Source organism: Acinetobacter sp. RW6 (genome assembly GCF_041956835.1).
GTDB classification, from domain to species: Bacteria; Pseudomonadota; Gammaproteobacteria; order Pseudomonadales; family Moraxellaceae; genus Acinetobacter; species Acinetobacter calcoaceticus.
This window is the reverse complement of sequence record NZ_CP167121.1, coordinates 2,146,747-2,170,004: the sequence shown is the minus strand read 5'-3', so window position 1 is coordinate 2,170,004 and position 23,258 is coordinate 2,146,747. Positions and strand designations below refer to the sequence as shown.

The following is a 23,258-nucleotide window of genomic DNA, read 5'->3' as shown; positions in this document are numbered from 1 at the left end:
GAAGGATCACAATCAATTCAAGAAAAACATTTTGTGTTTGATTGGAGTCTCTAATGAATATGCATACTCAACTGGATGTCGAGCAAGCGACAACAACATTTAAGGACAAAAAACGTCATTTATGGCTATTGGGTTTGGCTGTACCGACCATTGCAATGGGTGGCCTAGCGGGCTATCAATTTGGTCCTAAAAAAACTAAAAAGTTCTTTGCTTCATTTGGGCCATTATTTATTCATGGTGTTATTCCTGCATTGGATAAATTGATTGGTGAAGACACAGAAAATCCACCATTAGATGCAATCGCGGATTTAGAAGCTGATCCGTATTACGCTCGTATTGTTAAACTTTTTATTCCTTTGCAATATGCGACTAATATCTATGGGGCATATTTAGCCAGTCGTAAAAATACACCTCTTGCTGATCAGGTTTTACTGGGAACTTTGGTGGGAATGGTCAATGGAATTGCTATTAATACTGCCCATGAACTTAGCCACAAGAATGGACAGCTTGAACATTATTTATCGCATTTAGCTCTAGCGCCATCGGGTTATAACCATTTCCGAATTGAACACCCTTATGGACACCACCGTCGAGTTGCGACACCTGAAGATCCAGCATCTTCACAATTTGGTGAAACCTTTTGGAAGTTTTTACCACGTACCGTGATTGGCAGCTTTAAATCGGCGATCGAAATTGAAAAGAATCGTTTAGAACGTAAGAAATTGCCTTTTTTCTGTAAGGAAAATGAGCTGATTCATGGCTGGGCGATGTCTGCTGTTTACCATGCAGCCATGTTGACGAAATTTGGTACGCGTTCGATTCCATTTCAAGTCACTCAAGCCGCTTATGCAGTAACTTTGTTTGAATCGGTGAATTACATTGAGCATTATGGTTTAAAGCGTGCAAAGAAAGAAAATGGGCAATATGAACGTACTTTGCCAGAACACAGTTGGAACAATAATAATGTGGTGACCAATTTGTTCTTGTATCAATTGCAACGCCATTCAGATCATCATGCCAATCCAACCCGTAGCTTTCAGACCTTACGTCACTTTGAAGATGCGCCGCAATTACCAGCAGGTTATGGTGCAATGATTCTGCCTGCATTTATTCCATCTTGGTGGTCAAAAATTATGGATGATCGCGTTGTCGAGCACTATAGGGGCGACCTCAGTAAAATCAATATGCATGTTGATGTGAAGGATAAAATGCTAAAGAAATATATTGAGTAAAATGATGCGGCTTAAATAGTCGAAAGATATAAAACAGATCAGCCCAAGCGGGCTGATTTTCTTTATGATTAAGCAGAAATACAGAGCCTTTTAAAATGCAGATCAAACTCAAGATATTTGTGAACAAATGCGGTTTTATCATTTGTACGTAGCAAATTATTGTAGATAAACTCTGGAACGGGATGATAAAGCTCACCTGAGCCATTGCTATAGAAAATTTTTAAATAGCGTGAAGAAACATCGTATTTCCAAGAGGTTACAACAACAGATTTTTCCATATAACTACTCCTACTTTTGTTTGATCTTTTAGTACATATATAAAAACTCTTTTGTTTCATCATTTGACAGTACTCTAAGTTAAGCAGACTGACAATTCATAAATGAATGTTGCTATAAATTTATAAGTATAAGAATTGTAAAAAAATAGCTATAAAATTTTGGTGTGGATTAGGGCTTAGATTTATAAAAATAACCAATAAAAAAACCACCCTAAAAAGGGTGGTTTCAGACGTATTGGTCTAATCTAAAAAATTAGATTTTACCAACTAAGTCGATAGATGGAGCAAGAGTTGCTTCGCCTTCTTTCCATTTAGCTGGGCAAACTTCACCTGGGTGAGCGTGAACGTATTGAGCAGCTTTTACTTTACGAAGAAGTTCAGACGCATCACGGCCGATACCACCAGCGTTAAGTTCAACGATTTGGATTTTACCTTCTGGATCGATAACGAAAGTACCACGGTCAGCTAAACCTTCAGATTCGATAAGAACGTCGAAGTTTTTAGAAAGAGTCCAAGTTGGGTCACCAACTAATGGATATTGAATTTTTTTGATTTCTTCAGAAGTGTCGTGCCAAGCTTTGTGCGTGAAGTGTGTATCAGTAGATACAGCATAAATTTCAACACCAAGTTTTTGGAATTCAGCGTAGTTGTCTGCTAAGTCACCAAGTTCAGTTGGGCAAACGAAAGTGAAGTCAGCTGGATAGAAGAATACAACAGACCACTTACCTTTAAGGTTAGTTTCGTTAACTTCAACAAATTGGCCGTTGTGGTAAGCAGTTGCTTGGAATGGTTTAACTTCAGTATTAATCAAGCTCATCATTGTCTCCATGATTGAGGTTTATATTTAAACTTGTTTACGAGATGTAGAATAAATAAAAATTCTTTATTGGGGAAATAGTATTTTTACATGACTAAAATCGGAAAATTGAATAAGTGATAAATTTACGATTTTTAAGTCTCCAAATACTGTATTCGATTTGACTGCAAAAACATGTAAATCAAATGACAGTTATAGTAAAAGAAACTTGCCTAACAACATGAAGTCTACTTAGCGAGAATTCAAGGGTAAAATGTAAAAAAATTAAAAATATATCAAAAACCAATTGTTTTACCTTATGCACATTAAAGCGTAAAATAGCGGATTGTTGTATTTTCAGGAAAGTTTGTTTGTGCAGAATGGTTTAAATGTAGATCAGTGGGTGATGGCAAGAGATCGTCACCGTTTAAATCGTTTACGTAAAGATAAAAAAGCCAATACAGCAGAGATTGAAAAATTATTTGAACAATCTAATGCCAAAGTAAGACAGCGCTTTGCACGTTTACCTGAAATTAAACTAAATCAGGAACTACCGGTTTCTCAATATGCTGACCGTCTAATTGATGCAATTCAAAAGCATCAGGTCATTATTGTGGCAGGTGAAACAGGTTCCGGTAAAACCACTCAGCTTCCCCAAATTGCAATGTTAGCAGGTCGTGGCTTAACAGGTATGATTGGTCATACACAGCCACGCCGTTTAGCAGCACGTAGTGTGTCGCAGCGTATTGCAGAGGAAGTCGGTGAAAAGCTTGGCGAGTCGATTGGTTTTAAAATCCGATTTAATGAACAAGGTTCGCAAGATTCGATTGTCCGGTTAATGACCGACGGTATTTTACTTGCCGAGTTAGGCAATGACCGTTTTTTGTCTAAATATGACACGATCATTATTGATGAGGCGCATGAACGCTCACTCAATATCGATTTTATTATGGGCTATTTAAAGCAATTACTGCCAAAACGTCCAGACCTTAAAGTTATCGTGACTTCTGCAACTTTAGATGTAAATCGTTTTAGTAACTATTTTAACGATGCGCCAATTTTTGAAGTCGAAGGGCGTAGTTACCCAGTTGAAGTGCTTTATCGTCCAATTTCAGAGATGAATATTGGCGGAAGTGACGACGATGAGTTTGATGATTTTGAAGAAAATCTACCGCGTGCAGTGGTACAGGCGGTTGAAGAATGTTTTGCCGATGCCGAAGCAAAAGGTCACCCAGAACATGCCGATATTCTGATTTTCTCAAGCACAGAGCAAGAAATTCGTGAATTACAGGAAACCTTGCAAAAGTACGGGCCAAGACATACCGAAATTTTACCGTTGTATGCGCGCTTAGCTGTTTCTGAACAACAAAAGATTTTCAGTCCAGGTGGTAAAGGCCGTCGTATTATTATTGCGACCAACGTAGCCGAAACTGCGCTTACTGTTCCAAATATTCGCTATGTGATCGATAGCGGTTTTGCTCGTATTTCTCGTTATAACTATCGATCACGGGTTCAACGCTTACCGATTGAAGCTATTTCCCAAGCCGCTGCCAATCAGCGTAAAGGGCGTTGCGGTCGTATTGCTGCTGGTGTCTGTATTCGTTTATACAGCGAAGAAGACTTTTTAAGCCGTCCAGAATTTACCGAACCGGAAATTAAACGAACTAACTTAGCTTCCGTTATTTTGCAAATGCAAAGTTTGGGCTTAGGTGAGTTAGAAAACTTCGATTTTATTGAACCGCCAGATTTCCGTCTTGTAAACGATGGTCGAAAGCTCTTGATTGAGTTAGGGGCAATGAATGAGAAGAAAAATGAACTGACCAAAGTCGGGCAAATGATGGCCCGTATGCCGATTGACCCACGTTTAGCACGTATGATTATTGGCGGCGCACATTTTGGTGTACTCAAAGAAATCTTGATTGTGGTGAGTGCTTTAGCGGTTCAAGACCCGCGTGAGCGTCCAGCAGATAAACAGATGCAGGCTGACCAAAAGCATGCATTATTCAAAGAAGCAGATTCAGATTTTCTGTTTTATTTGAAACTTTGGGATACTTTAAATCCTAAAGGTGAAGCTGCGATGTCTGAAAATAAACGACGTCAGTTTGCTAAGGAGAATTTTTTAAGTTGGTTGCGTTTACGTGAGTGGAAACAAACGCATCAGCAATTAGTTGAATTAGCAGAAGGTTTAAAACTCAGCTTTAATGAAAAAGAGGCAAATTATGAAAATTTGCATCGTGCGTTGCTGACAGGTTTACTTTCTTTCATTGCCAATAAAACAGATGAACGCAACACCTTTATGGCGGTGCGTCAGCAAAAGGCAAAAGTTTTTCCGGCAAGTACTTTGCATAAAACCAATAACTCGTGGGTTATGGCTTTTGAGATGGTCGAAACGTCTCAGGTATATTTACGTACTTTAGCCAAAATTGATCCTGAATGGATTTTGCTCGCTGCACGTGACTTGTTGAAATATCACTATTTTGAACCGCATTGGTCTAAGAAAGCGGGGATCGTAAATGCCTACGCTCAAATTTCTTTGTTTGGTTTAATTATTGAACCAAAACGGTTAATTAATTTTGAAAAAGTTGACCAGCCTGCTGCACATGAGATTTTCTTACGTGATGCATTAACCACAGGTAATTTAGGTACAGTTCCACCATTTTTAAAACACAACTTACTTAAGCTTGAAGAAGTAGAGCGAGTTGAAGATAAATTGCGTCGCCGTGATTTGGTGGTTGATGAAGAAACAATTTATCAGTTCTATGCCTCTAAAATTCCCGAAGAAATTGCAAGCCGTCGTAGTTTTGAAGATTGGCGAGCGACGGTAGAAGCAAATAATCCGCGTTATTTATTTGTTGAGGATGATGCGCTTTGGCTCAATGATCGACCAACAACGCAGCAATTTCCAGATCATCTTCATAATGGGCAGCTACGTTTAGCGACGACATATCATTTTGACCCAAGCCATGACGAAGATGGTGCAACTGTTCAGATTCCTGTTCAGGCACTACCTCAAGTTGATGAAAATATCTGGTCATGGGGAATCCCGGGCTGGCGCCAAGACTTAATTGAGGCTTTACTCAAAGCCTTACCAAAAGATAAGCGTCGTAATGTGGTGCCTATTCCTGATACAGCTCGTAAGCTCATGCAGGGTATTGATGCAGTACATTTACGTGAACATATTTTTAGTTATTTAGCTTTTGCCTTACGTGGCGAGCAAATTACAGACAAAGATTTCTCGTTTGAACGCATTGATCCATATTTGGTGCCGTTCATTAAAGTCATTGATGAAAAAGGTAAATTGATAGCCAAAGGCCGTGATCTGCCAGAGCTAAAAGCACGTTGTCGTGTGGAAACGCATCGTCCAGTAAAACAGCAAAAAGGTGAGTTTAAAAACTTCCCTGACAACTTTACTTTTGAGGCTTCACACAAGGTCACAGGTGTTGTTGTGAAACAATATCAGGCTTTAGTGCCGACCAAAGCTTTTGCTGAAACTGATGCTAAAGATGACTCTGGTATTGTCATCCAGACTTTTAATGATCAGGCTGAAGCTATTAAACAGCATCGTGAAGGCATTATCCGTCTGGTACACATGCAACTTGGTGACTTGGTTCGTCAGTTGAAAAAGCAAATTTCAAAACCGCTTGCTTTAGCTTACTCACCTTTGGGCGATAAAGCTAAACTTGAGCAGATGTTGGTCTATGCAACTTTGCAAATGGCAATTACAACTCTGCCAATTAATGCAGATGAATTTAATAAACTGCTAGAACAGGTCAAAAAGCAATTTTTGAGTTATGGTCAGCAGGCTCTTGAGCAATTGAGCGAGATTTATATTCAATGGCAGCAAATTCGCCGTCAGCTTTTGGTGCTTGATTCAGGGATATTTGGGCGAAGTATTGATGATATTGAAGATCAGTTAGATTTAATGTCACTTGGCAATTTTGTTTATTGCCAGCCTGTCGATCTTTGGCAGGAATACCCGCGTTATTTGAAAGCGCTGCTATTGCGTTTAGACCGATTGCCCAATAATCTACAGCGAGATCATGCAGCAATTGACGATGTCGATCCATGGATGGACAAGGTGTTTAAATTAAAAAACGATCCTAAAATCAAAGAATTGTATTTGATGTTGGAAGAGTTTCGCATTTCTTTATTTTCTCAACCGATGAAAACCAAGATGCCTATTTCACCAACTCGACTGCAAAAGTTATGGGATCGTTTGGGAATCAGTTAAAATAGATATGGGGCTGTTTATGTTGTTTTTAGCGAACAACGCAATTTATAAATGAAAGATTAACAGACCCTTTTCATTTTTTTAGGAGTTTTACATGGGCATTCGTATTACAGGTACTGGGCTATTTCATCCAACAGAAACCATTTCTAATGAAGAACTGGCCGTCAGTTTAAATGCTTATGTGGAACAATATAACCAAGACAATGCAGAGAAAATTGCATCTAGTGAACTTGAAGAGTTACGTGGTTCAAGTGCTGAATTTATTGAAAAAGCTTCTGGTATTAAAAGCCGTTACGTAATCGAAAAATCAGGAATTCTTGATCCGACTCGTTTACGTCCTCGTTTGTCTGAGCGTTCCAATGATGAGCTGTCTCTTCAGGCTGAATGGGGTGTTATTGCGGCTAAACAAGCAATGGAAAATGCAGGCGTTACTGCTGAAGATATTGATGTCGTAATTTTGGCATGTTCAAACATGCAGCGTGCTTATCCGGCTGTAGCGATTGAAATTCAATCTGCACTCGGTATTCAAGGTTATGCATATGACATGAACGTTGCATGTTCAGCTGCTACTTTTGGTTTGAAACAAGCGGCAGATGCAATTCGTTCAGGCGCTCGCCGTGTTTTATTGGTGAATGTTGAGATTACCTCTGGTCACCTAGATTATCGTAACCGTGATTGTCACTTCATTTTTGGTGATGTTGCAACGGCTTCTATTATTGAAGAGACTACGACTAAAACTGGTTTTGAAATTTTAGATATTCATCTATTTACTCAATTTTCAAACAACATTCGTAATAACTTCGGTTTCTTAAACCGTAGTGAAGATGCGGTAGTTGATGACAAGTTATTCCGTCAAGATGGTCGCAAAGTCTTTAAAGATGTTTGTCCATTGGTAGCAAAAATCATTAATGCGCAGTTAGAAAAAATGCAGTTAACTGCAAATGATATTAAACGTTTCTGGTTACACCAAGCCAATGCCAACATGAATGAATTAATCTTGAAATATGTGGCTGGTAAAGAGGCAGATTTAAGCCGTGCGCCAATTATTTTAGATGAGTTTGCCAATACCTCTTCAGCAGGCGTGATTATTGCTTTACACCGGACAGGCCACGAAGTGAATGATGGCGAGTATGGCGTGATTTCATCTTTCGGCGCAGGCTATTCAGTAGGTTCGATTGTTGTACAAAAGCACGTTGCTTAAGTTGCCAGATTAATTAAAAACGCTCGTAAGGGCGTTTTTTTATGAGTGAAATAATATAAAAAAGCGAGCCAAAAATAGCCCGCTTAGATTGAATAAAAAGTCTTTAAAACTTTTTGGTGTAGTTTACAAACAGACGGTCTTCACCAAAGTCATTGCCATGCTTAACGTTGTAATCAATGCGAATGTATTGCAGGGCAACGCCTTTTAAGAACGGCTGCTGAAACGCATAGTTCAAAATCACATTCGACTCAGTTTCATGGTTCTTTTCACCATTGGCTGCTTTAAAATCATGGCCATAAACATATTTCACCATTGCGTTTAAACCAGGTACATAGTCTTTAAAGTCATAGCCGTACATCATGTGGTAAGACTTCTCGTCTTCTTTAAAGAATCCAGTGGTATTCCAGTTAATGAAATAGGTCTCTGGCAAGAAACCATCCGGTAATGGATAGGCCGACTCACCCATAATTTGTTGGTAGCCCAAACCAAAGGTATGGTTTTTTACTTTGAGCGTTTCTAGCACTCCGATGTTTTGCGCATCAATATCAAAGGTATTGCCGTCATCTTTTGCATTGAAGTATTTAAACTTAGAGGTGAGGGCAAAATTAGGCTGTTTCCAATTGTGCTCAAGTCCTACATAGTGCTTGTTATATAAGTCTTCTAAATTACCAAAGTAGTATTCACCCTTTAAAGACGGCGTAAATTGGTAGCGCAGGTCCACATAGTTTAAGCCATCAGATTCTTTGGTAACCCCATTTGCTGTAAAAGAAAACTTTTTAAAATCTTCTTCATTTCGCGGCGAGACTTTTTCAACTCGACCAATTTCGGCATAAAGCTGATCCGAAAGTTGCGACTTTAAATTGGTTCCCCAATAAGAAGCGAGCAATTGTCGGCTGGCATCGACAGCGGTTACAGGTAAATCGAGCCAGAGTTCACCGACACTTAAAAGGGTTTTGTCATAGCCCAGTTTTAAAGTGGCGCTGTATTTTAGGAAGTCGGATGCCTGAGATTGTGTTTCTTTATTAAAAGGCAAAACTGTATCGGCGACATGCTTGTCTGAACTCAAGCGCACAGCGTATTGGACAGAAGCATCTGCACCAATCGTAATAGGTTTGTCTGCAATTTGCAGCGGAGTGTCATGCATTTTCGATTTATAAAATAACGATGCTGCCTGAGACCAACTGCCGGTATCTTTGAGAGTATCATTATCAAAATTACGGTTGATGTAGGCATTCTTTAAAGTGAATTTCCATTCATCTTCAGCCTGCTGATTTGGATTTGCAGCGAATGAATTGCCACACATCAATACTAAGGTTGCAAAGGTTAAAGCATGTGGTTTAAAGCGGTGTAATAATTCCATAATCCATTTCCAAAATCTATGCGCCAGTCCTAGGCGCATGTATGTTTACTGCTGGGTAAGCGTGTTTTGAGTGTTAAATGTTGATGGCGTTTGTGCGGCAACAGAGGCTTTAAGATTGACCATAAATATTGCAAGTGCAGCAATCACACCCGGAATCGCAATTGCTAAGAAATTCATTTGGTGAGGAAGCTCAAATGTGAGTAGGGCACCAGTTAAAACGGGGCCGATAATTGCACCGATACGACCAATACCTGATGCCCAGCCCATGCCAGTTGAACGAAGTGCTGTCGGGTAGAACTGTGCAACAAAAGTGTAGAGTAAGATTTGCGAGCCAATTGTGGCCGCACCAGCAATAGCAATCAGGCTATATAAAATAAATTGTGGACTATTGATGCCAAGTAAAATTAAAGCTGCTGACCCCACAATAAACATGATGGTAATGACGGGTTTTAAATGGAATCTATCTGCTAAAGCACCACCGCCAATTGCACCGACCATGCCACCGATGTTGAGTGCAAACAGGAACAACATGCTCGCACCTAGCGAATAGCCCGCTTGCAGCATGAGTTTAGGTAACCAGCTTCCTAAGGCGTACACCATGAGTAAACACATAAAGAAAGCAATCCAGAACATAAATGTACTGAAGGTACGGCCTTGTTGGAAAAGTGCGCGGACAGGTGCTTCAGTTGTTGTGCTTTCGTTTAACAGCAGCTGTGTATTGGCATTTACCTGGGTTTGAGGGGCAATTTTGCTGACAATACTTTTTGCCTGTTCACTCTGATTAGATTTCACTAAAAAGGTGAGAGACTCAGGTAAAAATTTCCAGATCAGTGGGAGTAATAGCAGTGGAATACCTGCAAGTAAAAACATGATTTGCCAGCCCATATCCTTAACGAGCCACGCACCGAGTAGAGCAGATGTCATGCCACCAATTGCGTAACCGCTAAACATGATTGCGACCAATGTACTGCGAATTTTTTTAGGCGCATATTCGGTCATGAGCGCGACCACGTTTGGCATCACGCCACCAATACCAAGGCCAGCAATAAAGCGCAAAATTGCAAACTCAGTTGGTCCTTTGGCAAAAGCACCGATAAAGGTAAATCCGCTAAATAAAGTCACACAAATCAGGATGGTTTTTTTACGCCCCAGTTTGTCCGAAAGTGTGCCGAAAATCATGGCACCAAACATCATGCCAAATAGAGCCGCGCTTGCCAGCAAACCTGCTTCTACCGCAGTTAATGACCATTGTTGCATTAATAAAGGGAGCGCTACTCCATAAATGACTAAATCATATCCATCAAAAATAATAATAAGTAAGCACCAGATTAAAACTTTCCAATGAAAAGAAGTAAAACTGGCCTTATCAATTAACTCATTAATATTAACCTTGCTCGTATCCATTTTCTTCACCTCCAATTTGTGAATCATCGCGTTATTTTTTAATAAACTATTTTGTTATTGAGTTAGAGTCAAAAACCTAATTGATATATCTTTATGTCTTTAAGGTATTGTGTTTTTATTAATTTAATTATTTGAAAAATATTAATTTATTTTGAGTATTGAAGTAGGTTTTATTATCTGTATTAAATGGTGGTAAATATTATATGGTGAGAATTTCAATGTTTTTTATTGGTGTTTTATTCTTGATTTTCTTGCTAAGAATCACTGATAAAAATAGAGCTGAATTTATATTATTAATTGGAATGAAAATATTAAGATAAGAGACCAAAGACTGTTATTTAATTATTTTAGAAGTTGACCTATGAAAATGAAATTTAATTGATATTAAATAAAAATCGCCAAATCAGGATTAGCAAATTATTTGCATCCTGACTTGGCGCTTAAGGCTTTATTTTGGTTGGAGTGTTTAGATAAAAAACTTAATTTGTGGCTGAAGTTGATCGTGGCGTGAGAATGAAATGCGCGATTACACCAATGCAAATACCCCAAAAAACCGAGCTTAATCCAAGAAAATGCATGCCTGATGCTGTTGCTAAAAAGGTAATAAGTGCAGCATCACGTTGACTATCATTTCTCATGGCGACAGAAATATTTGTGGCAATTGCACCAAGCAAAGCTAATCCTGCCAGTGCTGCAACCAACTCTTTAGGAAGTAAGCTAAATAGCATGACAATACTGCCAGCAAATAAGCCTCCTAAAATATAAAAAATTCCATTGGCGATTCCTGCGATATAGCGTTTTTCTTTCAGTTCATGTGCATCTTTGCCCATACATAAAGCAGCGGTAATTGAGGCAAGCACAATGGTAATACCGCCTACGCAAGCAACAGCTAAAGAGGCAATACTGGTAACGCTAATAATCGGTTTGGCTGGCGTGTCGTAACCGCTGAGTTTCATAATCGCCATACCCGGTAAAAATTGACCAGTTAAGCTGACTAAAATGAGAGGAACAGCGAGGTTCAGTGTTGAGTTCCATGTCCATTCTGGGCTAATCCACTGCGGGATAGCTAAACTAAAACTCACATCAACTGGATTCATTTTTCCTAAAATGAGGCTTAATAAAACTCCGGCCCCTAACACCCAAATCATGGTGTAGCGCGGCATTAAACGTTTAGCAATTAAAAAGACAATGAGCATGCTAAAGACAATAAAAGGCATGCTATCAGATGCGGTAAATAGACCAATACCAAATTGAAAAAGAATACCGGCCATCATGCCAGCAGCGACATCTTGCGGAATCCATTTTAGTAATTTGTCAAAGTAACCTGTAATGCCAATTAAAAAAATAACAACAGCAGAAGTAATATAAGCAGCTACCGCTTCATTTAATGAGACATTTGGAAATAGAGTCACTAACAGGGCAGTACCCGGTGCAGACCATGCGGTAATGACAGGAGTTTTATACTTAATTGAAAGATAAATGCCTGAAACGGCGGCACCAATTGAAATTCCCCAAATCCATGACACCATCATATCGGTTGACACATGGGCGCGCTGAGCAGCTTGAAAAAAAATAATTAATGGGCCTGAATAAGAAATTAAAACCGCAAGAAAGCCAGCAACAGTGGCTGATATGGACCAGTCATTTTTTAATGTCTTTAACAGGGTTGCCATGTGTGATTGCCTCCATGCAAATCATGTTATTTACCCAATCATATAAAAAGATCAGGGTTAACCCTGATCTCCACCTCCGACCGAAATAACTGATCCGGTCATATACGATGCTTCGTCTGATGCAAGAAATAAAATTGCATTTACTTGTTCTTGAATTGTGCCATAACGGCCCATAAATGTTCGATCTATTGTTTGATCAACCACTTGCTGCATCCAGTCTTTTTCATTTTGACTTAATGGGTTGGCGTTACGCGGTACTTTGCGAGGCGGTGCTTCAGTTCCACCCGTCGCAACGGCATTGACTCGGATCCCGTCTTTAGCATGTTCAAAAGCAAGAGATGCTGTTAAAGCATTTACACCACCTTTAGATGCCGAGTAGGGAATACGGTTAATACCACGGGTTGCAATTGAAGATACATTTACAATAACACCCGATTGTTGCTTAATCATGGCGGGCAACACAGCGCGGCAGCACCATAAAGTTGGAAACAGTGAACGATTTACTTCCTTAATGATCTCTTCTTCGGAAAACTCTTCAAAAGGTTTCATCCAGATCGCGCCACCTACATTATTAATCAGGATATCTACCCGACCATAGTGTTCAATGGCTTTTGCAACAACCCCTTGTGCGCCTGCATAGGTTTCAAGGTCGGCATTAATCGTGACAGCATCGCCACCTGCATTCTGAATTTCTTTGAGAACTTCTTCAACATATTCAGAGCGGTCAGCCATGATGACTTGTCCACCCTCAGCCGCGACTTGCAGTGCTACGCCACGACCAATGCCTTGAGCACTACCTGTAACAATCACGACTTTATTGGTAAATCTTTGACGGTTTGACATAGATAACTTCTCCACCTCGAGTTAGTTTGCAGAGAATTTTTCAAACAAGAAATTAGCAGGTTTGATATTTTCAGTTTCTAACCAGCCACGTACAGCTTCTACCATTGGAACTGGGCCACATAGATAAACATCGACATCGCCACCGTTTAACCATTCACTTTCAATATGACCAGTGACATAGCCTTTGCGTTCATGGTTACTTTCAGGGCTTGCAACTACAGTACGATATTCGAACCATGGAAATTTTGCCTGCAACTCATTAAGTTTTTCTAAGGCAACCAAGTCAAAGTCATTGGTTACGCCAAATACTAAACGAACGGGTTGTTCTGAACCTTTTTCTTCGAGTACTTGTAGCATTGACATAAATGGGGCAATGCCAGTACCGCCTGCCAACATCAGCACAGGACGCGCTACATTACGCAAATAGAAGCTACCGAATGGACCGGTAAATGTCATTTTGTCACCAGCTTGGGCATTCTTACTCAAGAATTCACTCATTTTGCCATTCGGTACGTTACGTACCACAAAGCCTGTTAAGCGATTGCCCGGTTTTGAGCTAAATGAATATGAACGTGTTTCGCCAGTTTCAGGAATTGCAACATTCACATACTGACCTGCAAGGAAATGAATATCCGGCTGGCCTTCATCAAGTTGAATATCAAATGTGATGGTTGAGTCTGATAGGTTTTCAACGCGGGCTAATGTGCCTTGGAAGCTATGAATTTCTGTTTTGCAGACATCTGAGGATGCTTGAATCTGGAATACGGCGTCTGAAGTTGGGCGGCATTGGCAAGCAAGAATATAACCTTGTTCAGCTTCTTCTGGTGTTAATGCATCTTCAATATAGGTTTCTTCTGGCATGTCATAATGACCTGACTCGCAAAATGCGCGGCAAGTTCCACATGCACCATCACGGCAATCCAAAGGAATATTAATTTTTTGGCGATAGGCTGCGTCAGATAGGGTTTCGCCTTGAGCTACGTTAATGAAACGTGTAACACCATCTTCAAATTGAAGTGCAACATTGTGGTTTGACATGGCATGTATCCTACAAAATATTTGAAACTTTTACCCTCAGCCAACAGTCCGTTTAACTGAGGGGGTATGTCTTAAAGGTGGTAAATATCAATAACCTGATTGATGTAGTCATTTTTCAAAACGACGTACTTGCTCAAGATTTTTGGTTGATTACCTGAAAAATCGATCACATAACGTGACATACCGAAATAGCTGTAATTTGTCTTGTAACGGAAACTCAATGTATTCCAGTTAAAGCGAACAGTAACTTTGTCGCTGTCGCGCTCGACGACTTCAATATTGGCAATATTGTGGCTTGTGCGTGTGTCCGGCATGGTTGCAGATGAACGCTCAGTTTTAATACGGAACACACGATCTTCTAAACCTTGGCGGTCTGGGTAATAAATGAGTGAAATTTCAGATTGCGGGTCTTCCGTTAATTTATCGTCATCATCCCAAGCTGGCATCCAGAAAGAAGCTTCCGGTGCGTAGCATGCAATCCAATCGTCCCATTGTTCATCATCTAAAAAACGAGCTTCACGATAGAGAAACTGAGCAATATTTTCTAAAGTTGCTTTGTCTTGAGCACTCATGCTGTTTCTCCCTGATCAGCAATTTCTTTCTCTGATGCAATCGCATGTTTCATGGTGTGTAACCAATATTGATGTTGGGCAAGGTAAAGACCTTCATCTTCAGTTTTGATACCACTTAACATTGGTTTTAAACCAATTTCGTTTGCTGCATCGTCTGGCCCATAAATCCAATGTTTTGAACCACGGCACATGTCATTCCATTCAAGTGCAATACCTGCGTAGCCTGCCTGACAAGCGCGGAATTCTTCTAAATCGTCTGGTGTTGCCATGCCTGAGGCATTAAAGAAATCTTCATATTGACGGATACGGCGTGCGCGAGCTTCAGGTGCTTCGCCTTTAGGTGCGATACAGTAAATGGTGACTTCGGTTCTATTGACAGAAAGTGGGCGAAGTACACGAATTTGCGAACCGAATTGATCCATCAAATACACATTTGGATAGAGGCACAGGTTACGTGAGCGCTCAATCATCCACTTCGACATCGCTTCACCGTATTTTTCGGTGTATTCGTCTGCTTTCGGGAAATTTGGACGGTCTTCTGGGTTTGCCCATTGTGTCCAAAGCAACATATGGCCATTTTCAAAACCATACGAGCCACCGCCTTGTTTACCCCAAGAACCAGCGCTCATCGCACGAATGTTATCGGCAGCTTGAGTTTCTTTACGGTGTTGAGTTGTTGCAGCATAGTTCCAGTGAACAGCAGAAACGTGGTAACCATCGGCACCATTTTCAGCAGTGAGTTTCCAGTTACCTTCGTAAGTGTAGGTTGATGAACCACGTAAAACTTCCAGACCATGTTCAGACTGGTCAACAATCATGTCGATGATTTTGGTGGTTTCACCCAAGAATTCTTCAAGTGAAGGAACATCTGGATTTAAGCTGCCAAACAAGAAGCCTTTGTAGTTCTCAAAACGAGCAACTTTTTTAAGGTCATGTGAGCCGTCTTGGTTAAAACAGTCAGAGTAGCCTGCTTCACTTGGATCTTTAACTTTTAGAAGTTTGCCTGAGTTGTTAAAAGTCCAACCATGGAAAGGGCAGGTATATGTTGCTTTGTTACCACGCTTGTGACGGCAAAGTTGTGCTCCGCGGTGTGAACACGCATTGATCATGGCATTGAGTTCGCCGTTACGGTTGCGGGCAATAATGACTGGCTGACGACCAATGTGAGTGGTGTAGTAGTCATTATTATTTGGAATTTGGCTTTCGTGTGCTAAGTAAACCCAATTGCCTTCGAAGATATATTTCATTTCGAGGTCAAATAGGGCTTCGTCAGTAAACACTGAGCGATGAAGTTTAAATTCACCTGTATCGATGTTATCGACAAGTAATTCATCAATACGGTCAAGATGGCTAGTATTGATTACAGGAATACGTGGCATGTCCGTTCTCCGACTTTCCAAAAGTGTGGAAGTCACCAAGGCCTTAGCTACGATCTAAAAGGTCTTGATATCCTAATATTGTCAATGAAGCGCATGAGTGCGCTGGGTGTTTAACCGTGAATTGATGAAGATGAATTACTTGAATATTGGCAAGAAGGCTTTTTCACAAAGCAATTCATCACTTCATCGGTTTGTTGCTTGTATATACCTTAAAAGAATGGTTAAACTGTGTCTAAGACTGAATTTGCATTTTTTTATATCTTAAAGGTATGGAAGCCTTATGGAACTAAGACATTTACGGTATTTTGTGGCTGTTGTTGAAGAGCAGAGCTTCACAAAGGCAGCCGAAAAACTATTTATTGCTCAACCACCTTTGAGCCGGCAGATCCAAAATCTGGAAAGTGAGCTTGGAATTCAACTGTTTGAGCGTGGAAGCCGTCCTTTACAGACAACCCCAGCAGGACATTTCTTTTATCAGCACGCCCTTAAACTTTTGTCGAATGCTGAAGAAATAAAAAGTATGACCAAACGTATTGGTCTCATTGAACGTAGTGTGACGATTGGTTTTGTCGGGTCTTTACTCTATGGTTTACTGCCGCGAATCATCTATTTATTTCGTCAACAGCAGCCTCATTTGAATATTCAACTGATGGAGTTAAGTACGACTGAGCAACTACAGGCATTAAAAGAAGGTCGGATTGATGTCGGGTTTGGTCGCTTAAGAATTAGTGATCCAGCGGTGAGACGTATTCTTTTACGTAAAGAGCGTTTGGTGGTTGCGGCACATACCAGCCATCCAATTGCACAGCGTACGGAAGGGGTATATCTAGCCGATCTCATTGATGAAAAGATGTTTATGTATCCGACTTCACCGAAACCCAATTTTTCAACCCAGCTTTTGAATATCTTTGCCGAGCATAGTTTGGTTCCAAAAAATATGCATGAGATACGGGAAATTCAGTTGGCTTTGGGCTTGGTCGCAGCGGGAGAAGGTTTATGTATTATTCCTGCCAGTGCCGATACCATTCGTTTTCCGCACTTAAATTACATACCAATTCTCGACAATGGCGCGGTCAGTCCGATTTTTATTACTGCACGCGCAATGGACAGAAGTGAGGACTTACAACTCTTATTTGATTGTATTTATCAGGTCTACGATTTAGAAGGGATACCTTATCAGCGTACCGTTTTTACACTTGATCAGAACCCAATAGATGATTCAAACGGTATCGATTTTTAAATAAGACGAACGCATAGCCTCAAAGTTTGAAGCTATGCGTTATCTAACTTCTTACTGGACTTGAGCTGGAAAACCATCTTCGTCCAGCGCTTCGGTAATTTTGTCGACGCTTTCACTGGTTTCTACAGTTACGATTTTTGTCGCTAAATCTACATCTACTTTTGCATTTGGGTCGACATCTTGAATAGTTGCTGTCACACCACGAGCACAGCCACCACAAGTCATATTTTCAATAAGTAGTTTCATATTCATACTCCATCAAGAACGAGATATTTGTTTGGATAACACTGAGTCTAAACCTTGTCATGATTGTAAGGTCAAGACCAATTTTTTTAAAAAATATGCTTGACCTTCCCATGATGGGAATCTGTATGCTCAAGGTAATTGATAAAATTTTGCAGATTTGCAGAGGTGTTTGATGGACTCAAAAAACACAAAATTGCCAGCATATAGTGAAACACTACCAATCGAAGGTATGACTTGTGCCTCTTGTGTCGGACGTGTCGAAAAGGCGCTTAAGAAAGTTGAAAATATAGAAATTGCCAACGTTAATTTAGCAACAGAAAAAGCTGTTGTTTATTCAAATCAACCGATTCAGCGTGAAGCACTGGTTAAAGCAGTTGAACGAGCAGGTTATGATGTTCCCAAAGCGGCACCAGTGGAGTTATCTATTGAGGGTATGACCTGCGCATCTTGTGTTGCACGTGTTGAAAAAGCGCTGAAGAAAGTAGACGGCGTTCAAGATGCGACAGTTAACTTAGCCACAGAGCAGGCTTGGGTTCAGGCAGTTCCATCAGTCAATGTTGAAGATCTGATTCGCGCTGTTAAAAAAGCGGGTTACGACGCAAAAGCCTCTGATAAAAATCAAAATGAGCAGCTCGATAAAAAAGCTTCAGAGTTAGATCAGCTTAAAAGAGATTTGATCATTTCGATTGTTTTGGCCTTACCCGTGTTTATTTTGGAAATGGGTTCTCATCTGATTCCAGCTTTTCACATATGGGTCATGCACACGATTGGTCAATACAATAGCTGGCTTTTACAGTTTGTTTTGACAACACTGGTCTTGGTTTTTCCTGGTCGCCGTTTTTATCAAAAAGGTATTCCAGCCCTATGGCGTTTAGCACCAGATATGAACTCGCTGGTGGCTGTTGGAACCTTGGCTGCCTATAGTTTTTCTGTTGTAGCAACCTTTATGCCGCATGTGTTACCACAAGGCACAGTCAATGTTTACTTTGAAGCGGCTGCTGTAATTGTCAGCTTAATTTTACTTGGGCGATATTTTGAGGCAAAAGCCAAAGGTCGTACCTCGCAAGCTATTCAGCATTTGGTTGGCATGCAACCGAAAACTGCTCGTATTCAGCGTGAAGGTCAAGTGGTTGAAGTTGCTGTTGCCGAAGTGGTCAGTGGAAGCATTGTAGAAATTCGTCCGGGTGAGCGTGTGCCTGTCGATGGTGAAGTAGTTGAAGGGCACAGCTACATTGATGAATCTATGATTACGGGTGAGCCTGTTCCAGTTGAAAAAATAGTAGGGCATCAAGTGGTTGGAGGCACGATCAACCAGAACGGTACTCTAAACATTCGGGCAACCGCAGTTGGCGCTTCGTCTGTGCTTTCACAAATTATTCGCATGGTTGAGCAAGCCCAAGGCTCTAAACTTCCGATTCAGGGTTTGGTCGATAAAGTCACGATGTGGTTTGTGCCAGCGGTGATGCTCATTGCTGCAATTACTTTCTTGGTTTGGTTTATTTTTGGGCCAGAACCTGCGTTAACTTTTGGTTTGGTCAACGCCGTTGCAGTACTAATTATTGCTTGCCCTTGTGCGATGGGGCTTGCAACACCAACTTCTATTATGGTTGGTACTGGACGAGGTGCAGAGCTCGGTGTCTTGTTCCGTAAAGGTGAAGCTTTGCAGCTTTTACAAGAAGCGAAGGTGGTTGCTGTTGATAAAACTGGAACGCTCACAGAAGGGAAACCAACACTCACTGACTTTAATGTGCAACAAGGTTTTGAGCGTGAACAAGTGCTGACTTTGGTTGCCTCTGTTGAAGCCAAATCTGAGCACCCAATTGCTCTCGCTATTGTTCAAGCCGCAGAAAGTGAGGGGCTAACTTTATTACCAGTAACAGCTTTTAACTCGATTACAGGTTCTGGTATTGAAGCTGAAGTGTCAGGCCAAAGAGTACAAATTGGTGCAGATCGTTATATGCACCAACTTGGTTTAGACACCAGCTCATTTCAAGCGATTGCTGCTCAATTAGGTGAAGAAGGCAAAACACCGCTTTATGTTGCTATCGACCAGCAACTTGCTGCGATTATTGCCGTTGCGGACCCAATTAAAGAAACAACCTATGCTGCGATTGAGGCCTTACATCAGTTAGGTCTAAAAGTTGCCATGATTACAGGGGACAACCGTCATACAGCGCAAGCGATTGCGAAAAAACTTAATATTGATGAAGTGGTAGCAGAGGTTTTACCAGAAGGCAAAGTGGACACCGTTCGCCAACTGCAAAAACAATATGGTCGCTTGGCTTTTGTAGGTGACGGCATTAACGATGCACCAGCCTTGGCACAAGCAGATGTCGGCTTAGCGATTGGTACAGGAACAGATGTTGCCATTGAAGCTGCCGATGTTGTGCTGATGTCAGGTAGTTTAAAAGGTGTACCGAACGCAATTGCATTAAGTAAAGCGACCATGCGAAACATACGCCAAAACTTGTTCTGGGCATTTGTATATAACGTTGCACTTATTCCAATTGCGGCAGGTGCGTTATATCCAGCATTTGGTGTATTACTTTCACCTATGTTTGCAGCAGGAGCGATGGCACTTTCTTCAGTCTTTGTTTTAGGAAATGCATTACGCTTAAAACGTTTTCATGCACCCGTACAGTAAGCGTGCTGAAAATCATATTTTGGTTTAAGATCAGAAACTCAGGTCTTAAACCAAATTTAATATTTGAGGTGTGAGATGAACATCGGTCAGGCATCTAAACAGTCTGGTATTTCAGCAAAAATGATTCGTTACTATGAAGAAATCGGTTTACTTGAAGCAGCTCAGCGTTCAGCTTCGGGCTATCGTATTTACTCAGAAACTGACCTGAAGACTTTAAACTTCTTAAAACATGCCAGAGAGTTGGGTTTTTCATCCGAACAAATGAAAGAACTGATTTCGCTTTGGAAAAATACCGATCGGCATAGTGCAGAGGTGAAAGCCTTAACCGTAAAACATATTGCTGAACTCAACCAAAAAATTGCACATTTACAAGAAATGGTTAATATTTTGCAGGCATCAGCCGATGATTGCTGTGGTAACCAACAAGCTTCTTGTGCCATTTTAGATCACATTGAAAAAGGTGTGGGTGTAAGCTAAAACTCATCAAAATAAAAAGGAAAAATCATGGCTTATACAGCTTCTTGTCTTTGTAATGGTATTCAACTCAGTATTAATGGTGAATTAGAACCCATCATGGTTTGTCATTGTACGCAATGCCAAAAAGCACAAGGCGCTGCTTTTGCTGCTATTACGCAAGTACAGAAAAGTGATTTGAATATTGTGCAGGGAGAAAACCTGTTACAGGCTTATTTTGCGTCTTCCAATAAAAAGAGAGTGTTCTGTAAAACTTGTGGTTCACCTGTCTGGAGTGAACGTTTAGATAAACCCGACGTGGTACGTTTAAGGGTGGGGCTCATTAATGAAGAAATATCTACCCAAGTTAGCTCTCATGCCTATGTCGCTTCAAAGGCCTCTTGGCATACTATTGGTGATCATGCTCAACAATACCTACAAGCAACAGATGGCGTCCAAAAATAGTCATTTAATCGGCTAGGGCTTGTTTGTAAAAAAACGTGAACAAGACTAGCCATGAACAAAAAATGTGCTATATATGTACTTAAGGTAATCGTAATATCTCCTCGATCCACAGGGAAACTTGGGACAGGACAAAAAATACGATAAGACCTTACATATAGCTAGCAAAGAGCATGTAAGAGATGGATAGACACAAATCTTAGATTGCTCACCGTTGCAGAAAAGCCCGTGAAACGGGCTTTTTTAATGCCTGTAAAAAGTTACTTATTAGGTTGTCACTTCATAAATAACGATTTTTTGTCGCGCTACTTTTGTCCGTTGCTTCTTAAGCAAATAAAACTCTGAAGAAATAATAAAATATTTTAAACATACAGACTATTCTGTATTGCAATTTAATTTATTTATAGGTACATTTAGTCAACGGTTTAAAGTTCAAGTGTAATAATGGACTCATGGTCGTTGTGGGAGATCTAAGAGCCTGCATTCTTCCCCAAGATGCGGGTTTTTTTTATGCCTAAAGAAAAGTTATTATTAACCTCTCTTAAATAAAATACAAAACGATAAATTATTAATTTTTAATACCTTAAGTTACTCAGTCCTTTTTTAGAAATTTTCCTACCATATATGGCCTGACTATAAATCAGCTATACAAACTTCCTTATGCGTTACGCGACTATGCACGATAGGCTTGACACGCTTGAGCACAAGCTAGACATGCTTTAGCACAAATTTGGCAGTGCTCATGCTCATGTTTACTACATTCTGCTGCACAAAGTTGACATGCATGGGCACATAATGGCATCGCTTGTTCAGCTAATTCAGAATGCCTTAACTCTAAAGAAGTACATAACTGACAGATTTCTACACAAGTCAGACAGTGTTTAATGCACTCATGCATCATATGTTCTTCTTGCAAACAGGCGGCTGCACAGGTCTTACAAGCAATCATACATTCTACACAGGCTTGAATTGAGCTAGAGGCTTGGCAAAATAATGAATTATTTGCTTCTTGATTGGTTTGCATATGAATTCTCCTATTCCAAAAGTCTTTATTAAAAAATGGAATATTGTTATGTTTTTCCATTTTATAGGTCATTTTTTAAACAATGGGCATTTGAGATGAAAGGGGTACAAATACCCAATACATAATTAACCTCGTAGTAGAATGTTACATCCAGTTTTTAGCTTAAAAACGCTTATTTCCTGATGATAAAAAGTGTCAATAAAATTTAAGGATTGTGTTAAATTTAATTGCATATAATACTTTTGGCTAATTTCTTATTGTGTGAATATTAGGCAAATTAGGAATGTGAACTTTGAAGGACACGAAATGGAAAACGTTAATCAATACGCTCACGGAGCTGAGCATGAAGTCCACATCCATTGCAAACGATCATTAAGCACATTAATACTGAGTATGTTCGTATTAATTACAACTGGTCGTTAAAAGAAAAAGCACCCGAGGGTGCTTTTTCTATATTTGAATCTAACATCGGGTTGAATGAAAGAGTTTATGAAGACCCTACAAACCCACGACGCTTTTTGTAGGCTTGGCGGTCATAAGAAGGAATATTGGATTGTTGCAGATCAATAGCTAACTGTTTTTTACGTTGAAACTGCACTTCACTTAAAAGCGCAGCATAGATTTTGGGACGATCAGTTTTAAACTTGTCTACATCGAATGGAATCTTATCTTCATTCTTGACAATGTACAGCACAGAACCATTGCCATTCGTTTCATAAACCGTCCAACCGAGCCGCACAGCATAGAGGCCAGTTTTCTGATTTTTACCTAAGTAAGATTTAAAACCATCGGGATGAGGACGAACATAAGCATTCATCATGCATCCTCCATCATTTGATTTATTTGATGAAAGCGACAATCAATGAATTGATGGGGAGCCAGACATCATATTCAGTAAAATCACGATTTCTAATTGTTTATATATTGTTCAATTTTAAAATTTCAAGTGAGGCAAAAAGCTGCTATTTACTCAGTTATATAAGTTCAAAATATTAAAAAAACAGCAGGTTTTTTTGAGTAAAAAATTCTCAAGTTAATGTCGTAGAGGCTTGTAATAATAGCTCATTATTCTCTATTTCTGTGATCTATTTTGCATATCTGAAATTATTTAAATCGTAAGTGAATTTACAGTCGGTTTGAGTTAATTATTTGTTTTAAAATTAGATAATTTAATTTTAATAT

General features: G+C 40.0%; 18 protein-coding genes and 2 pseudogenes. 8 read left to right on the top strand and 12 right to left on the bottom strand.

All coding sequences use genetic code 11. The features are described 5' to 3' along the window. The first annotated feature begins 53 nt into the window (after window positions 1-53). A complete protein-coding gene (locus ACB088_RS10360) occupies window positions 54-1,232 on the top strand; it encodes an alkane 1-monooxygenase (protein ID WP_375036891.1) in 1,179 nt (392 codons plus the stop codon). Between the two features lie 68 nt (window positions 1,233-1,300). On the opposite strand, the gene ACB088_RS10355 is transcribed toward ACB088_RS10360, so the two are convergent. Continuing rightward, window positions 1,301-1,510 (bottom strand): KTSC domain-containing protein, encoded by a 210-nt coding sequence (locus tag ACB088_RS10355; protein WP_003652651.1) that lies wholly within the window; start codon window positions 1,508-1,510, stop codon window positions 1,301-1,303. Between the two features lie 253 nt (window positions 1,511-1,763). Then, window positions 1,764-2,327 (bottom strand): alkyl hydroperoxide reductase subunit C, encoded by a 564-nt coding sequence (gene ahpC / locus ACB088_RS10350; RefSeq protein ID WP_003652649.1) that lies wholly within the window; start codon window positions 2,325-2,327, stop codon window positions 1,764-1,766. Between the two features lie 352 nt (window positions 2,328-2,679). On the opposite strand from ahpC, the gene hrpA reads away from it, so the two are divergent. Beyond that, the gene (gene hrpA / locus ACB088_RS10345; protein WP_375036890.1) at window positions 2,680-6,537 is read left to right on the top strand and encodes an ATP-dependent RNA helicase HrpA; all 3,858 of its coding nucleotides are present in this window, start codon (window positions 2,680-2,682) and stop codon (window positions 6,535-6,537) included. A 94-nt stretch (window positions 6,538-6,631) separates the two neighbouring features. Further along, window positions 6,632-7,738 carry a beta-ketoacyl-ACP synthase III gene (locus ACB088_RS10340; protein WP_375036889.1) on the top strand — a complete coding sequence of 369 codons (1,107 nt, stop codon included), beginning with the start codon at window positions 6,632-6,634 and terminating at the stop codon, window positions 7,736-7,738. A gap of 103 nt (window positions 7,739-7,841) precedes the next feature. Here the strand turns inward: ACB088_RS10340 and ACB088_RS10335 are convergent, their stop codons facing one another. The 7 genes and pseudogenes from ACB088_RS10335 to benA form a co-directional block, all read right to left on the bottom strand. Next, window positions 7,842-9,098 (bottom strand): OprD family outer membrane porin, encoded by a 1,257-nt coding sequence (locus ACB088_RS10335; RefSeq protein ID WP_375036888.1) that lies wholly within the window; start codon window positions 9,096-9,098, stop codon window positions 7,842-7,844. Window positions 9,099-9,143: 45 nt separating this feature from the next. Next, window positions 9,144-10,502, bottom strand: coding sequence for an aromatic acid/H+ symport family MFS transporter (locus tag ACB088_RS10330; protein WP_375036887.1), 1,359 nt, complete (start codon window positions 10,500-10,502; stop codon window positions 9,144-9,146). A 479-nt stretch (window positions 10,503-10,981) separates the two neighbouring features. After that, complete coding sequence (gene benE, locus ACB088_RS10325) at window positions 10,982-12,175, bottom strand: benzoate/H(+) symporter BenE (protein WP_375036886.1); 1,194 nt, start codon at window positions 12,173-12,175, stop codon at window positions 10,982-10,984. Between the two features lie 57 nt (window positions 12,176-12,232). Then, window positions 12,233-13,018, bottom strand: coding sequence for a 1,6-dihydroxycyclohexa-2,4-diene-1-carboxylate dehydrogenase (locus tag ACB088_RS10320; RefSeq protein WP_375036885.1), 786 nt, complete (start codon window positions 13,016-13,018; stop codon window positions 12,233-12,235). 21 nt (window positions 13,019-13,039) lie between these two features. Then, window positions 13,040-14,056 (bottom strand): benzoate 1,2-dioxygenase electron transfer component BenC, encoded by a 1,017-nt coding sequence (benC, locus tag ACB088_RS10315; RefSeq protein WP_375036884.1) that lies wholly within the window; start codon window positions 14,054-14,056, stop codon window positions 13,040-13,042. 52 nt (window positions 14,057-14,108) lie between these two features. Then, window positions 14,109-14,628: pseudogene (gene benB, locus ACB088_RS10310) on the bottom strand (benzoate 1,2-dioxygenase small subunit). After that, a complete protein-coding gene (gene benA / locus ACB088_RS10305) occupies window positions 14,625-16,007 on the bottom strand; it encodes a benzoate 1,2-dioxygenase large subunit (protein WP_080026602.1) in 1,383 nt (460 codons plus the stop codon). Before benA ends, benB begins: the two are co-directional and overlap by 4 nt. Window positions 16,008-16,113: 106 nt before the next feature. Here benA and ACB088_RS10300 point away from each other — a divergent pair. Continuing rightward, window positions 16,114-16,243: pseudogene (locus tag ACB088_RS10300) on the top strand (hypothetical protein). A gap of 44 nt (window positions 16,244-16,287) precedes the next feature. Further along, complete coding sequence (locus tag ACB088_RS10295; protein ID WP_003652630.1) at window positions 16,288-17,247, top strand: LysR family transcriptional regulator; 960 nt, start codon at window positions 16,288-16,290, stop codon at window positions 17,245-17,247. A 51-nt stretch (window positions 17,248-17,298) separates the two neighbouring features. Here the strand turns inward: ACB088_RS10295 and ACB088_RS10290 are convergent, their stop codons facing one another. Further along, entirely contained in the window at window positions 17,299-17,499 is a 201-nt protein-coding gene (locus ACB088_RS10290; protein WP_080026604.1) for a heavy-metal-associated domain-containing protein, read from the bottom strand. 166 nt (window positions 17,500-17,665) lie between these two features. Between ACB088_RS10290 and ACB088_RS10285 the strand changes: the two genes are divergently transcribed. The 3 genes from ACB088_RS10285 to ACB088_RS10275 all read left to right on the top strand — a co-directional run bounded on the left by ACB088_RS10285 (window position 17,666) and on the right by ACB088_RS10275 (window position 21,055). Next, window positions 17,666-20,137: a heavy metal translocating P-type ATPase gene (locus tag ACB088_RS10285; RefSeq protein ID WP_375036883.1), complete on the top strand. Its 2,472-nt coding sequence runs from the start codon at window positions 17,666-17,668 to the stop codon at window positions 20,135-20,137. A gap of 75 nt (window positions 20,138-20,212) precedes the next feature. Next, entirely contained in the window at window positions 20,213-20,614 is a 402-nt protein-coding gene (gene cueR / locus ACB088_RS10280) for a Cu(I)-responsive transcriptional regulator (protein WP_092707921.1), read from the top strand. Between the two features lie 27 nt (window positions 20,615-20,641). Then, window positions 20,642-21,055 carry a GFA family protein gene (locus tag ACB088_RS10275; protein WP_375036882.1) on the top strand — a complete coding sequence of 138 codons (414 nt, stop codon included), beginning with the start codon at window positions 20,642-20,644 and terminating at the stop codon, window positions 21,053-21,055. 670 nt (window positions 21,056-21,725) lie between these two features. On the opposite strand, the gene ACB088_RS10270 is transcribed toward ACB088_RS10275, so the two are convergent. Both ACB088_RS10270 and ACB088_RS10265 read right to left on the bottom strand, forming a co-directional pair. Continuing rightward, the gene (locus tag ACB088_RS10270; RefSeq protein WP_375036881.1) at window positions 21,726-22,076 is read right to left on the bottom strand and encodes a four-helix bundle copper-binding protein; all 351 of its coding nucleotides are present in this window, start codon (window positions 22,074-22,076) and stop codon (window positions 21,726-21,728) included. A gap of 487 nt (window positions 22,077-22,563) precedes the next feature. Beyond that, on the bottom strand, window positions 22,564-22,896 hold the full coding sequence (locus ACB088_RS10265) for a hypothetical protein (RefSeq protein ID WP_375036880.1): 333 nt from the start codon (window positions 22,894-22,896) through the stop codon (window positions 22,564-22,566). Window positions 22,897-23,258 lie beyond the last annotated feature (362 nt).

Coding starts and splice junctions, on each gene's coding strand:
- ahpC (WP_003652649.1), bottom strand. CDS start 2,327: ATGAGCTTGATTAATACTGAAGTTAAACCATTCCAAGCAACTGCTTAC.
- ACB088_RS10340 (WP_375036889.1), top strand. CDS start 6,632: ATGGGCATTCGTATTACAGGTACTGGGCTATTTCATCCAACAGAAACC.
- benA (WP_080026602.1), bottom strand. CDS start 16,007: ATGCCACGTATTCCTGTAATCAATACTAGCCATCTTGACCGTATTGAT.
- ACB088_RS10360 (WP_375036891.1), top strand. CDS start 54: ATGAATATGCATACTCAACTGGATGTCGAGCAAGCGACAACAACATTT.
- benC (WP_375036884.1), bottom strand. CDS start 14,056: ATGTCAAACCACAATGTTGCACTTCAATTTGAAGATGGTGTTACACGT.
- cueR (WP_092707921.1), top strand. CDS start 20,213: ATGAACATCGGTCAGGCATCTAAACAGTCTGGTATTTCAGCAAAAATG.
- ACB088_RS10330 (WP_375036887.1), bottom strand. CDS start 10,502: ATGGATACGAGCAAGGTTAATATTAATGAGTTAATTGATAAGGCCAGT.
- benE (WP_375036886.1), bottom strand. CDS start 12,175: ATGGCAACCCTGTTAAAGACATTAAAAAATGACTGGTCCATATCAGCC.
- ACB088_RS10275 (WP_375036882.1), top strand. CDS start 20,642: ATGGCTTATACAGCTTCTTGTCTTTGTAATGGTATTCAACTCAGTATT.
- ACB088_RS10320 (WP_375036885.1), bottom strand. CDS start 13,018: ATGTCAAACCGTCAAAGATTTACCAATAAAGTCGTGATTGTTACAGGT.
- ACB088_RS10265 (WP_375036880.1), bottom strand. CDS start 22,896: ATGATGAATGCTTATGTTCGTCCTCATCCCGATGGTTTTAAATCTTAC.
- ACB088_RS10295 (WP_003652630.1), top strand. CDS start 16,288: ATGGAACTAAGACATTTACGGTATTTTGTGGCTGTTGTTGAAGAGCAG.
- ACB088_RS10335 (WP_375036888.1), bottom strand. CDS start 9,098: ATGGAATTATTACACCGCTTTAAACCACATGCTTTAACCTTTGCAACC.
- ACB088_RS10290 (WP_080026604.1), bottom strand. CDS start 17,499: ATGAATATGAAACTACTTATTGAAAATATGACTTGTGGTGGCTGTGCT.
- ACB088_RS10355 (WP_003652651.1), bottom strand. CDS start 1,510: ATGGAAAAATCTGTTGTTGTAACCTCTTGGAAATACGATGTTTCTTCA.
- ACB088_RS10285 (WP_375036883.1), top strand. CDS start 17,666: ATGGACTCAAAAAACACAAAATTGCCAGCATATAGTGAAACACTACCA.
- ACB088_RS10270 (WP_375036881.1), bottom strand. CDS start 22,076: ATGCAAACCAATCAAGAAGCAAATAATTCATTATTTTGCCAAGCCTCT.